Raw genomic sequence first — 12,546 nt, forward strand, 5'->3', positions numbered from 1 at the left:
GGGTTCCCCCGGGGGTGGAGGAGCGGGTCAGGCATTGGGCGGCAGGTCCGTTCCGGCGCCCCGGCGGCGTACCGCGACCAGGTCCGTACGGGCCGCGCCCGGCTCGTCGGCCGCGGGCCCGGCCGACTCGGCGGCCTCCGCGGCCCCGGTGGCCCCCCGTCCCCGCACGGCCCGCACGTCCCGCCTCCGCACCCCTCCGAGCGCGCCCGGTGCGCGGGCAGCGTCGTCGTGTCCATGCCCTCCACCTCGAAGCCCGCGTCCGCGATCATGTCGAGGTCGGCCTTGCCCTCCTGGCCCTCACTCGTCAGGTAGTCGCCCAGGAAGATGGAGTTGACCAGGTGCAGGGCGAGCGGCTGGAGGCTGCGCAGGTGGATCTCGCGGCCGCCGGCCAGCCGCACCTCCGCGTCCGGGTGGACGAAACGCACCATCGCCAGGATGCGCAGCGCCCGCTGCGGCGTGAGGTTCCACTGCTCGGCCAGCGGGGTGCCCTCGAACGGGATGAGGAAGTTGACCGGCACCGAGTCGACGTCCATCGCGCGCAGCGCGAACACGACGTCCACCAGGTCCCCGTCGCTCTCGCCCATGCCCGCGATCAGCCCCGAGCAGGCCGACAGACCGGCGCCCTGCGCCAGCCGCACGGTCTCCTCGCGGTCCGCGTAGGTGTGGGTGGTGGTGATGTCGCCGTACGTGGCCTCGGAGGTGTTGAGGTTGTGGTTGTAGGCGTCGACGCCCGCCGCGCGGAGCCGCTCCGCCTGGCCCTCGGAGAGCAGTCCGAGGCAGGCGCACACCTCGACCCGCTCGTTCTCCTCCTTGATCGCCTCGATGGTCCGGGAGACCCGGTCGATGTCCCGGTCCGTCGGGCCGCGCCCGCTGGCCACCAGGCAGACGCGCTTGGCGCCGCCCGCCACGCCGGCCGACGCCGCCTTCGACGCCTCCTCGGGCTTCAGCCAGGTGTACTTGAGGATCCCGGCCTCCGAGCCCAGCCGCTGGGAGCAGTACGAGCAGTCCTCGGGGCACAGCCCGGACTTCAGGTTGACGAGGTAGTTGAGCTTCACCCGCCTCCCGAACCACTTCCGGCGCACCCGGCCCGCTCCGGCCACCACGTCCAGCAACTCGTCGTCGGAGGTCGCCAGCACGGCCAGCGCCTCGTCCCGGGTCGGCGACTCGCGCCGCAGCCCCTTCTCCACCAAGGTGTCGATCAGGTCCATGGCCAATGATCCTGTCCCACCGGAGCGCTCCCGGCCAAGGTAGGGATCTCACAACACCGCGTGTCCAAGCTGGGTGGATCACGACATGCTGATCATGCGCGGGAAAGGCTAGTTTGAGGGTCGGCCGTACTGGGCCCGGGTCATGGACTCCGCGGGGATTTATGTGAATCCCACAGATTCCCACGGAATCCCCGAGAGTCCCACAGACGGCCCCGGACCGGCGCGGTGCGCACACCCGTAGCAGACACCCCACTCAGGGACCGCACAGGAGCCGGGACGGCCGATGCCCCACGACAGCGCCCACAGCCTCGACAGCGTCTTCGACTGGATCGACGAGCAGCACCGGGCGCGCCGCGACGCCGGCCTCGTCCGCACCCTGCGCCCCCGGCCCGCCCACCCCACGGGCGACACCTCCACCACCGACCTCGCCGGCAACGACTACCTGGGCCTGTGCCGCCACCCGCGCGTCACCCGGGCCGCCGCCGCGGCGGCCCACCGCTGGGGCGCCGGCGCCACCGGCTCCCGCCTGGTCAGCGGCAGCACCGAGCTGCACGCCGAACTCGAAAGCGAACTGGCCCGGTTCTGCGGCTTCGAGGCCGCCCTCGTCCTCTCCTCCGGCTACGCCGCCAACCTGGCCGCCGTCACCGCCCTCGCCGCGCCCCCGGATCCGGCGGGCACCCCGTCGCTGCTGGTCTCCGACGAGGGCAACCACGCCTCGCTGATCGACGGCTGCCGGCTCGCCCGCGCCCGGAAGGCCGTCGTCCGGCACGCCGACCCGGCCGCCGTCCGCAAGGCCCTGACCGCCCACCAGGGCCGCGCCCTCGTCGTCACCGACTCCGTGTTCTCCGTGGACGGCGACGCCGCCCCGCTCGCCGGCCTCGCACGGGTGTGCCGGGAGTACGGCGCGGGGCTGCTGGTGGACGACGCGCACGGGCTCGGCGTCCTGGGGGAGGGGGGCCGCGGCGCGCCGTACGCCGCCGGGCTGGCCGGGGCCGCGGACGTGGTGGCCACCGTCACCCTCTCCAAGTCGCTGGGCGCCCAGGGCGGCGCGGTGCTCGGCCCCGCGCGCGTCATCACCCACCTCGTCAACACCGCCCGCACCTTCGTCTTCGACACCGGCCTCGCGCCCGCCGCCGCCGGGGCGGCCCTGGCGGCCCTGGACGTCCTGCGCCGGGAACCGGACCGGGTGGCCCGGGTCCGCGCGGTGGCCGGCGGGCTGCACCGGCGGCTGACGGACGCCGGGTTCACCGCCGTACGCCCCGACGCGGCCGTCGTCTCGGTCCGCGCCCCCTCGCCGGAGGCGGCCGTACGCTGGCAGGCCGCCTGCCGGGCGGAGGGGCTCGCGGTGGGCTGCTTCCGCCCGCCGTCCGTGCCGGACGGCGTCTCCCGGCTGCGGCTGACCGCCCGCGCCGACCTCTCGGACCGCGAGGTCGAACGGGCGGTCGCGACGATCGTCCGGACCGCCCCGGCAGCGGCTCGCGGACTCCGGCCGGAACGGGGTCTCCAGCGGGGTCTCCAACGGGGTCTCCAACAGGGTCTCTAACGGGAGCGGCAGGGGAGGGACGGGCCGGGGCGCGCCCCGCCCGCCGGCGCGCGCAGCAGTGTGACGAACGGCCTCCAGGCGGCCGGCCCCACCACCACCCACGGGCCCGCCGGCCGCTTGGAGTCGCGTACGGCGAGGCCGCCGCCGGCCAAGACGGCGGCCTCGACGCAGTTGTTCATCCCGGTGCTGTGGCTGCTGCGCCGCCACTCGGCCGCACACTCGGCCGCACGCGGAACCGGACGAGAAGGTACGTACCGCTGTGGTGCGGACATGGCGCCTCCCTGCGCGTCCTCGTGTGGTCGGGCATCCCCGTGGGGTCCGGGGCGGATCATCGCGTGCGGTCGTGGCCCGCCGCGACCCGGGCGATGTACTCCAGGGACTCTTCGTGCGAAAGGGCGTGCGCCCGGAGCGTGGTGAACGCGGCGCCGTACGCCCTGAGGTCTTCTTTCCGCTCCAGATAGAGGCTACTCGTCAAATGGTCGAGAACCACCACGTCCAGATCGGCGATGCGCGGAAAGGAGAAGATGACGAAAGGCCCGGTGATACCGATGTGGTTGCCCCGGGTGAACGGGAGCACGTGCAGCCGCACATGAGGCAGGCGTCCCGTGTCCAGCAGATGCCCCAACTGCCCCGCCATCACCTCGCGTCCGCCCACCTCGTGCCGCAGCACCGCCTCGTCCAGGATCGCGCACAGCTCCAGCGGCCGGGGCCGGCGCAGCACCGACTGCCGTGCCATGCGCACCCGGACGAGCTCCTCGACCTGCCGCTCGGGCGGGTCGCCCAGCGCGGCACGGGTCACTGCCCGGGCATACGCCGGGGTCTGGAGCAGGCCGGGCACCACCGTGGTCTCCAGGGTGCGCGAGCGCGACGCCTCCGACTCCAGACTGATGAAGTCCAGGTAGGCGGAGGGGAGCAGATCGCGGTACGCGTACCACCAGCCGCGCCGTGATCCGGACCCGCCGTCGTCCGGGCCGGTGGAGTCCGCGCCGCACAAGGCGCCGAGCAGGGCGCGGAGTTCGGGGTCGGACACCCGGTAGGCGTCCAGCAGCCGGGTGACGTCGGCGGGCTTGGCGCCGCTGCTGCCGGTCTCGATCCGGCTCACCTTCGATTGGTGCCAGCCGACCGCGTCCGCGGCCTGCCGGCTGGTCATCCCGGTCAGTTCGCGCTGGCGGCGCAGTTCGGCGCCGAGCTTGCGACGGCGTACCGCCGGTCCGTACCGCAACGGCCGTCCCTCCCCTCGTGCGTCGTACAGGCGGGCGTGCCGTACGTCCTCGCGTGCGCGTGCCGCCTCTGGGGCCGGCCCGTGTCCCTGAGTCGGGCCGTACCCTGCGTCGGCCCGTACCCCTGAGTCCGTACGTACCTCTGAGCCCTTACGTACCTCTGAGCCCGTGCGTACCCCTGAGGCAACGCGTACCTCTGAGTCAATAGACCATCGATCCACTCACATGCGGTCTGCCGTCGCAGAGTTCACCGCTTCGAGCGACAGATATATGCACATCTCGGTGGATCGCACCCATCACGGGCGTTATCAGTGGCACTCTGACGTGAAGGGCCGCCCGTGGGCCTCTCCCGACCGGTCCTGTCATCCCCGCGTGCCCGCACGCACCGCTCCGGGAACCCGCCTCGGCGGGACCGGACGGAACCGGATGGAACCCGGCGGAAAGGGCCAGTGACATGGCAGATCTCCAGGAAGCGTCCGTCACTCTGCCGAGCGCCCCCGCCTCGGTGTCCACGGCCCGCCGCTATGTCGCGTCCGTCCTGGCGGGGTGGGGTCTGCCGGACGGTACGGAGGCCGCCGAGACGGTACGGCTGATCGTCTCCGAACTGGCCACCAACGCCGTGCAGCACACCCGCGGCCAGTCCCCACCTTCACCGTGGATGTGCTGCTCGAACGGGACGAGGAGCTGCATATCGGGGTCACCGACAGCCATCCCCGTCACCCCCGCCGGCTGCCGGCCGCGGTCCAGCAGGACAACGGGCGGGGGTTGGTGATCGTCCGCTGGCTCGCCGCCGAGCGCGGCGGCCGGTTCTGTGTCACGCCGACCGCCGAGGGCGGCAAGACGGTGTGGATCCGCCTTCCGTGGACCGTGCCGGTGCGGTGACGGCGAGGGTCCCTCGCCCGGCCGACGGCATCAGGTCGCTTGGCACGGTTCGCTCGGCTCGGTTCGCTGGGTGGTCGGGCTCGGCGGGCTCGGACCGTTCGGCTCACGCCGCTCCGCTCTGCTCGCGCCGATCGTTCACGCCGGCCGGCTCGGATCGTCCGGCTCAGGTCACCCGGCCGTACCAGACGTTGTTCGTCCAGATCCGCTCCAGGCGGACGACGGAACCGGTCTTGGGGGCGTGCCACATCTTGCCGCCCCCGGCGTATATGCCGACGTGGTAGACGCCCCGCCCGGAGTGGAAGAACACCAGATCGCCCTCTTCACGGGCGGAGCGGGGGATGTGGTGGGTGCGGTTGTACTGGGCCGCGGCGGTGCGGGGCAGCTGCTTGCCGGCCCGCTTGAAGGAGTAGAGAGTCAGCCCCGAGCAGTCGAAGCGGTACGGGCCCGTGGCGCCCCACTGGTAGGGCGAGCCCTGCTTGGATGCGGCGATCTGCAGTGCCCTGACCGAGACGGATGCCGCCTCCGCCTTGGTGGTGCCGCCCGGCGTCAGCACCGTGACGCCGACGGCGGCGAGGGTCAGGGCCGATGCGGCCTTGGCTTTGGACAGCCTTGCGGGACGTTTGTGCGCGCCCATGCGCATACCCTTCGTCAGCCGCCTGTGAAGGATTGCCTGTCGGGTTCGGGCAGGCGAAGAATGCCCGGCCGCCTGGGCGGCTTCACCCCAAGGGGCGGCTCCGTGGGGCCGCCCCGCCGTGCTCGGGTCCTCCATCCCTGCCGATGCACTCCTCGTCGACCCGCCCCGGCGGCGGCAGGGTTCGGCGTCCGCCGGGACCGCCCCGCCGTGTGGCGGGGGCTTGTCGTCCCGAGGATCTTGACGCAGTCGCGGTCGGCTTTCCGAGCGGAACCCCGGTTATGTGAGCCTCGTCACCTGTGGGCAATTCAGGTGGACGCAGGGCGGTTTGACCCTCATGGGAAGGCCGTGCTGAGGCCGCCACCTGCGCCGGTTACGGATCACCCGAGCGCGGAGTGCGCGCGCCGCTGAGAGTGATCACCGCAGCACGTCTACGATCGCGTCCGCTGTCTGGAGGAATCCTGTTGAAAAGCGTTTCCGCTTCTCAACTCGCGGATGGCGGCGGCAACATCACCCGGCGCGCACGGCGCTCTCCGTCGAGGGCGCGCAACGCACGTGTCATTGTCCCCGTGTACACCTCCCGTTCACCCCGTTCGAACATGACCGTGAGGGCGTCCCGCAGCCCGGTGCTCGCGACCACCAGAGCCTGCGCGGCTCGTAGCCCTCCGTACGTGCCCTGTACCCGCGCGGGATTGATCCTGCCGAGGAGATCCAGTACTTCGAGGTACCGGTCCACCACCTCGCCCTCGGCGCGGGTCAGGGCGGGCAGCGGCGGCCAGTCGGGCCACATGCCGCGCGCCCCGTCCGTCCCGTCGGCTCCCTCTTCCATCCCCGTCACCGCCCGGCCGCCGGCTGCGTGGGCCAGGCGGCGCGGTTCTCGACGACCCGGTCGGCCAGGCCGTAGGCCACCGCCGCCGGGGCGTCGAAGACGGTGTCCCGGTCGGTGTCGGCCAGGATCCGCTCCACATCCCGCCCGGTGTAGCGGGCCAGCAACTCCGCCTGCGCGGACCGCCGGCGCAGCAACTCCTCTGCGTGGATCACCAGGTCGGAGGGGGTGCCCCGGACCGGCTCCGGCAGGGACGGCGGCCCGATGAGCACCCGGGCGTGCGGCAGCACCGCCCGCTTGCCCCGGGTGCCGGCGGCGAGCAGCAGGGCGGCGGCCGGACCGGCCTGGCCCAGGCACACGGTCTCGATGTCGCAGGCGATGTAGCGCAGGGTGTCGTGCACGGCGCACAGCGCGGCGAAGGAGCCGCCGGGGGAGTTGATGTAGAGCGCGACGTCCCGGTCGGGCGCCGCGTGCTCCAGATGCATCAACTGGGCGATCACGTCCGTGGCGGCGGTGTCGTCGATCTCCGTCCCCACCATGACGATCCGTTCCGACAGGAGCTTGGAGTAGGGGTCGAGGGTGCGGCGGCCGTCGGTGGTGCGCTCGGTGAACTCCGGCAGGACGTAGCGGGACGTGTACGGGATCGCGGACGCGTACGGAATCACGGCTGGCCTCCAGGTGCGGCGGATGCGGACGTGCTGCGGGCGGACGACCCGCCGGACGTGATCGCGGAGCCGTCTGTAAAAAATGTACAGGACGTACGTGTCGATGGAATGGGACCGGACCTAGTGATCGCATCAAAACGGAAGTGCGAGAGTGAGGCATCGTTCGGCCCACGTGCCGTACCCGGTGATGCGCAGGGTCTCGACGCCGGGCAGGTCGGCATGCGGTATCTCGCCTTCGCCAGGCTCATCGTGGTCGGTGTATGCCGCGCGGATCCGGTAGTCGAGTTCCGCCGAGCCCGGATCCAAGTGGAAGGTGACGTTGCACTGTCCGCAGGGCGTGTGTCGAAGTGATTCACGTGAACTGATGGTTTGGGGCGTCTATCTCCGATTTCGATCACTGTGCGGGTAGGGCTGGGACGGCGACGCCGACCGGAGGGTGAACCGGCTGCCGGAAGGCGAGGCAATCTCGTGCGGACCGCGGGTAGTTCGCGCATGCGTCCGGCGACGCGGATCAACACTCTGCGAGGCGACAGTGAGGAGACATGGATGCCGGTCACCAGGGTGTCCAGTAGTACTCGCCGTGGCTGGGACGTCAGCCTGCGAGGAGGCCGAAGACGGCCTGCTGGTGGACGGCGTACACCGTGGAAATGCGGCGAGGTGAGCGCGTTCGTCGATGCCGTGCAGCCCCTCGTAGGGCACGCCGAACCCGGCCGTGGCCGCGGTGCCTTCCCCGGCGAGGAGGCTGCCGATGTTCGGCGGCCCACGCGGTCTTCGTCCGCACGGTGAGCCCTACCGCGGCGGCGGCGCCGAGGAGGGCGGCGGCGGGCCGACCACCTTCGCCCTCTGCGACTCGGCCGGCCTGCCTCGTCGTACGCGGACAGCACGGCCCCGATCCGCTCCCGCAGCCGCGCAGGGCCGCCCAGCGGCGGTGGGTTTCGGGCCGGCTGAGCAGTCTCGGCTTCCCGTTTCGTCGGCGAAAGACGGATGCTCAGCGGCGGGCGTGGATACGCTTCTCTTATGGGTAGCCAGCCACAACTGGACTCTGCGGCCCACCTGTTCGAACTGGTGTCATGGTGAGCGGAGGGGATCCCACCGGCGCCGCGGCCGGCTCTCCTGTGCGCGTGTCCGTCGTCTCCGGCCGCCGGGCGGTCACCGCCTTCCTGCGTTTTCCCTACGACGTCTACCGGGACAACGCGTGCTGGGTGCCACCGTTGGAATGGGAACGCCGGCGCTTCCTCAGCCCGCGGACCAACCCGTTCTTCCGTTACGGGCAGGTGCGGCTCTTCCTCGCCCACCGCGGGCCACGCATCACCGGGCGCATAGCCGCGGTGCGCAACCCGCGGTACGAGAGGTTCCATCGGTCCCGGCACGGATTCTTTGGTCTCTTCGAGTGCGCCGACGACCCGGAATCGGCGCGGGCCCTGGTCGGCGCGGTGACCGAGTGGCTCAGGACGTTCGGCTTGGACACCGTGTTCGGCCCGGTGAACTTTTCCCTCAACGACGAGTGCGGAATGCTGCTGTCGGGGTTCGACAGCCCGCCGGCCGTCATGATGCCGTACAACCCCCCGTATTACCCCCGGCTGATGTCTTCCTGCGGTTTCACCAAGGCCAAGGACCTGTGGGCATGGCGGTTCGAAGGTGATGCCGTACCACCGGAGTTCCTGGACGCCCGGAGCGAAGAGACGTCGGTCTCGGAGAACGTCGTCGTCCGCACGGTGGACCTGCGAGTGCTCCACCGTGAACTGCCCGTCATCGCGGACGTCTACAACGCCGCGTGGCAGGAGAACTGGGGCATGGTTCCTCTGACGGCCGAGGAACTCGATTTCCAAGCGGCACAGTTGAAGCACGTGGCGCGCTCGGAACTCATTCTCGTCGCCGAGGTCGGGGGCATCCCGGCCGGTTTCCTGCTGGCGGTGCCCAACGTCAATGAGGCCCTGGCGGCGGCCGGCGGCCGGCTGACCGTGAACGGCGTACCCGTCGGACTCGTCCGTCTCCTCCGCGCCGCGCGGCACATCCAGGGCGTCCGCGTCATCGGCTTCGGAGTGCGGCCGGAATACCGGCGGCTGGGCCTGGACGCCGCGCTTCTGCTGCGCTTCTGGCGCACCGCTTCCGGCATGGGCTACCGATGGGCAGAGTGTTCCTGGACGCTGGAGGACAACGCCCGCGTGAACCAGCTCTGTTCCGCCCTGGGGGGCGAGCGGTACAAGACCTACCGGATCTATCAGCGCCCGCTGACCGCCGGGCCTCCGGGGCCGGTGCGGGAAGGGCGGTGGTGATGCGTCTGACCGTCACCGGAGCCAACGGCTTCATCGGAACGCGCCTGGTGGCCCGGGCGGCGGCCCGGGGGGACGCGGTGACCGCGGTGGTGCGCTCCTCCGCGCGTTTTCCCGGGCCGGTTCCCCCGGGGTCCATGTGCGCACGGTGGACTGGCCCAGTGGGGCGGGGCTGGCCCGGGCCGTGGCGGGGGCGGACTGCGTCGTCCACGTGGCCGGTGCGACGGCCGCCCGGGACGACCAGGGCTACCTCGACGGCAATGCCGGAGTGACGGAACGGCTGGTGGGCGCCGTGACGGCGCTTCCGGTGCCGCCCCGGCTGGTGTACTGCTCGTCGTTGGCGGCCGCCGGGCCCTCCGAGCCCGGGCGGCCGCGTCGGGAGGACGAACCGCCTCGGCCCGTCTCGCGCTACGGCCGGGCCAAGCTCGCTGCGGAGGCCGCCGTACGCGCCTATGGCGAGCGGCGCTTCGCCGTCATCCTCCGTCCGCCGGCCGTCTACGGCCCGGGGGACCGGGAGCTGGTGCCGCGGCTGCTCGCCATGGTCCGCCGGGGAGTGGTGCTGACGACGGAGCCGGGGCTGCGGGAGTGCTCCCTGCTGCACGTCGACGATCTGGTGGACGCCCTGCTGAGCGCCGCCGTCCGGGGCGAGCGGGTGTGCGGCTCCGACCGTGACGGCGACCGCGCGCGAGGGGTGTACCACGTCTCGGACGGCCGGGTGTACTCGTGGCGGGACGTCGGTGACGCTATGGCGCGGGTTCTCGGCCGGCCGGCTCCGAAGGTGCTGGCCGTGCCCTGGCCCGTGGTGTTCGCCGCGGCATGGGGGAGTGAAACGTGGCACCGTGCGCGCGGTGGCGTCTCGGTGCTGAACCGGGACAAGGCCGCGGAACTGCGTTGCGCGGCGTGGACCTGCTCGCCCCGCGCCGCCGAGCGTGACCTCGGTTTCTCCGCCCGGTTCCCGCTGGCCGAGGGACTGGCCCACGCGATCGGGCGGACCGGCTGAGAGGGCCGCGCCCGTGCGGGCGCCGGTCAGGGAGCGGTGGTCCCGGCCGGTGGCCTCCTCCCGCGGCGCCGACGCCATGGCGGGGTGGGGAGCCACCAGTTGGCGCGGCCCGCCAGGCACATGAGCGAGGGCACCAGCACCCCGCGCACCACGGTCGCGTCGGCCAGTACGGCCAGGGCGAGCCCCACGCCGACCACCTTGAGCAGCACCAGGCCCGAGGTCGCCAGCGCCGCCATGACCAGCGCGAACACCAGAGCCGCGGTGGTGAACACCCCGGCGGTGTGTTCGAGTCCCAGGGCCACCGCCTGCCGGGTGTCGTGCGTGCGGCGGTGTTCTTCGACGATGCGGGAGAGCAGGAAGATCTCGTAGTCCATGGAGAGGCCGAACGCGATGCAGAACATCAGGCTGGGGATCACGGCGTCGGTGATCCCGGTGGCGGTGAACTCGCCCACCAGCCACCGCAGGTGACCTTGCTGGAAGACGAAGACGATGGCGCCGAACATGACCGCCAGACTCAGGGAGTTGAGCACGAGGGCCTTGAGCGGGATGAGGACGCTGCGGGTGAGGAGCAGCAGGACCAGGAAGATGGTCGTTCCCATCATCGCCAGTACCAGGGGCAGCCGTTGGTTGATCGCCTGTGTGGTGTCGGCCAGCCGGGCGCCGGATCCGGCGATCTCCGCCGGTACGGGAGCCGGGAGGCGACGGAGGCGTTCCGCCAGTCGGCTGCCGTCCTCGGACAGGGGCTCCACGGAGGGGACGACGGCCATCCAGGTGCCGTGGGGCGAGACGAACGAGGCCGGGCGCAGCCCTGGAGGCGGTGCGGCCGGGTGGCCGTGGCGGTAGGAGCCGGTGGCGGCGTCCACGCGTCGTACGCCGGGCAGTCGTGACGCCCGCCGGGCGTAGTCGGCCAGCGGCGCGGGCGCCGTCTTCGCGTCGAAGCCGCGCAGGAGGACGGCGGCGGGCAGCCGTTCGGCGGGGTCGAAGTCCTGCCGCAGGCGGGCCGAGGCCTGTCCGACGGGGGAGGACGGGGGAAGGATGCGGTCGTCGTACTGGCCGAACCGCACGTCGAGGAAGGGGACGGCCAGCAGCGCGAGGACGGCTAGGACGGGCAGGGCCGTGGCGACCGGTCGCCGCATGACGACGCGGGCCAGGCGGTGCCACAGCCGGCCGCCCGGCGGGCGGTGGCCGGCAGGGTGCCGGCGCAGGCGGCGCAGGGGGTCCCAGCGGTCGATCCGGTCCCCCAGGGCGGCGAGTGCGGCGGGCAGCAGGAGGAGGGTGGCGCCCGCCGCCAGCAGCGTGACGAGGATGCCCCCGTAGGCCAGGGACCGGAGCATGGGCAGGGGGACGAGGAGCAGGGCGGCCAGGGAGAGGCAGACGGTGAGGGAGGACACCGCGACCGTGTGCCCGGCGGTGGCCAGGGCCGTTCCGATCGCCCGCTGGGCCGAGCCGCCGGCCGCTCTCTCTTCGCGGTAGCGGGAGACCAGCAGCAGGCTGTAGTCGACGGCCAGGGCGAAGCCCAGAGCCGTGGTGATGTTCAACGCGAAGAGCGAGACGTGCGTCAGCGACGTCAGCAGCCGCAGTCCGGCCATGGCGCCCACCACCGCCGTGGCACCGACGAGCAGGGGCAGCAGCGCGGCGGTGAGGCTGCGGAAGGCGAGGAGGAGCACGGCGAAGGCCAAGGGCGCCGCCACGAGTTCGGCGGTCCGCAGGTCGCGGTCGCCCAGCCGCTCGGTCTCCGCCACGACGGCGCTCTCTCCGGAGGCCGCGATCCGCAGGGGCCCCCGCCGTCCCGTCACCGCGCGTACCGCGCGGGCGCCGGCGGCGCGCACGGTGGGCTCGTCGCCGTCGAAGCGCACCAGCACGACTGCGGAGCGGCCGTGCACGGACCGCAGCTGTGCCCCGTCCGGCGTCCACGGGGAGGAGACGTAGGCTACGTGACGGGCCTTCTTCAGCTCGTCCACCAGGGCCGTGCCGTACGCGGCGACCGAGGGGCTGTCGACCGGCGCGTCCGCCGTGACGAGCAGCGCCAGTTGTTCCGCGTTCCGGCCGAAGTCCGCGGCCAGATCCCGCTCGGCGCGGGCCGCCGGCCCGTCGGACGGGAACCAGCCGCCGTGGGACAGGCGATGGCTCACCCCGGAACCCAGAACGGCGCACGCCGCGACGAACAGCACCGCGGCGACCGCGATCCACGAGCCGTGAGCGGCGCTCCGGCAGGCCCACCACTGCCCGGCTCGCTCCCGTGGTCCGGCAGCCCGCGGCTCCGAAGCCATCCCCACCCCCGGCCCCCGTCATGGCGAC

General features: G+C 72.5%; 8 protein-coding genes and 3 pseudogenes. 4 read left to right on the plus strand and 7 right to left on the minus strand.

The features are described 5' to 3' along the window. Nucleotides 1–27: 27 nt before the first annotated feature. A pseudogene (gene bioB / locus ACQEVS_RS30740) lies at nucleotides 28–1,208 on the minus strand (biotin synthase BioB). 283 nt (nucleotides 1,209–1,491) lie between these two features. Here bioB and ACQEVS_RS30745 point away from each other — a divergent pair. Continuing rightward, nucleotides 1,492–2,751 carry an 8-amino-7-oxononanoate synthase gene (locus ACQEVS_RS30745; RefSeq protein ID WP_433026112.1) on the plus strand — a complete coding sequence of 420 codons (1,260 nt, stop codon included), beginning with the start codon at nucleotides 1,492–1,494 and terminating at the stop codon, nucleotides 2,749–2,751. Here the strand turns inward: ACQEVS_RS30745 and ACQEVS_RS30750 are convergent. Together ACQEVS_RS30750 and ACQEVS_RS30755 are read right to left on the minus strand one after the other, a co-directional pair. Then, nucleotides 2,748–3,023, minus strand: coding sequence for a DUF397 domain-containing protein (locus ACQEVS_RS30750; RefSeq protein ID WP_433026115.1), 276 nt, complete (start codon nucleotides 3,021–3,023; stop codon nucleotides 2,748–2,750). The two genes, ACQEVS_RS30745 and ACQEVS_RS30750, sit on opposite strands and share 4 nt — an antisense overlap. Before the next feature lie 56 nt (nucleotides 3,024–3,079). Then, nucleotides 3,080–3,973 (minus strand): helix-turn-helix domain-containing protein, encoded by an 894-nt coding sequence (locus ACQEVS_RS30755; protein ID WP_433026118.1) that lies wholly within the window; start codon nucleotides 3,971–3,973, stop codon nucleotides 3,080–3,082. A 452-nt stretch (nucleotides 3,974–4,425) separates the two neighbouring features. Here ACQEVS_RS30755 and ACQEVS_RS30760 point away from each other — a divergent pair. Next, a pseudogene (locus tag ACQEVS_RS30760) lies at nucleotides 4,426–4,853 on the plus strand (ATP-binding protein). Between the two features lie 163 nt (nucleotides 4,854–5,016). Here the strand turns inward: ACQEVS_RS30760 and ACQEVS_RS30765 are convergent. The 3 genes from ACQEVS_RS30765 to ACQEVS_RS30775 form a co-directional block, all read right to left on the minus strand. Continuing rightward, on the minus strand, nucleotides 5,017–5,487 hold the full coding sequence (locus ACQEVS_RS30765; RefSeq protein ID WP_433026121.1) for a C40 family peptidase: 471 nt from the start codon (nucleotides 5,485–5,487) through the stop codon (nucleotides 5,017–5,019). A gap of 481 nt (nucleotides 5,488–5,968) precedes the next feature. Beyond that, nucleotides 5,969–6,313, minus strand: coding sequence for a hypothetical protein (locus ACQEVS_RS30770; RefSeq protein WP_433026124.1), 345 nt, complete (start codon nucleotides 6,311–6,313; stop codon nucleotides 5,969–5,971). 5 nt (nucleotides 6,314–6,318) lie between these two features. After that, nucleotides 6,319–6,975, minus strand: a complete 657-nt coding sequence (locus ACQEVS_RS30775) for an ATP-dependent Clp protease proteolytic subunit (RefSeq protein ID WP_433026127.1) — start codon at nucleotides 6,973–6,975, stop codon at nucleotides 6,319–6,321. A gap of 1,121 nt (nucleotides 6,976–8,096) precedes the next feature. On the opposite strand from ACQEVS_RS30775, the gene ACQEVS_RS30780 reads away from it, so the two are divergent. Both ACQEVS_RS30780 and ACQEVS_RS30785 read left to right on the plus strand, forming a co-directional pair. Next, nucleotides 8,097–9,251 carry an N-acetyltransferase family protein gene (locus ACQEVS_RS30780; protein ID WP_433026130.1) on the plus strand — a complete coding sequence of 385 codons (1,155 nt, stop codon included), beginning with the start codon at nucleotides 8,097–8,099 and terminating at the stop codon, nucleotides 9,249–9,251. Nucleotides 9,252–9,330: 79 nt separating this feature from the next. Next, nucleotides 9,331–10,248 (plus strand): annotated as a pseudogene (locus ACQEVS_RS30785) (NAD-dependent epimerase/dehydratase family protein); the annotation flags it as partial. Nucleotides 10,249–10,274: 26 nt separating this feature from the next. Here ACQEVS_RS30785 and ACQEVS_RS30790 read toward each other — a convergent pair. After that, nucleotides 10,275–12,380, minus strand: a complete 2,106-nt coding sequence (locus ACQEVS_RS30790) for an MMPL family transporter (RefSeq protein ID WP_433026133.1) — start codon at nucleotides 12,378–12,380, stop codon at nucleotides 10,275–10,277. Between the last annotated feature and the right edge of the window lie 166 nt (nucleotides 12,381–12,546).

It is taken from the genome of Streptomyces sp. CA-181903, from assembly GCF_050937075.1.
Classification (GTDB): Bacteria; Actinomycetota; Actinomycetes; order Streptomycetales; family Streptomycetaceae; genus Streptomyces.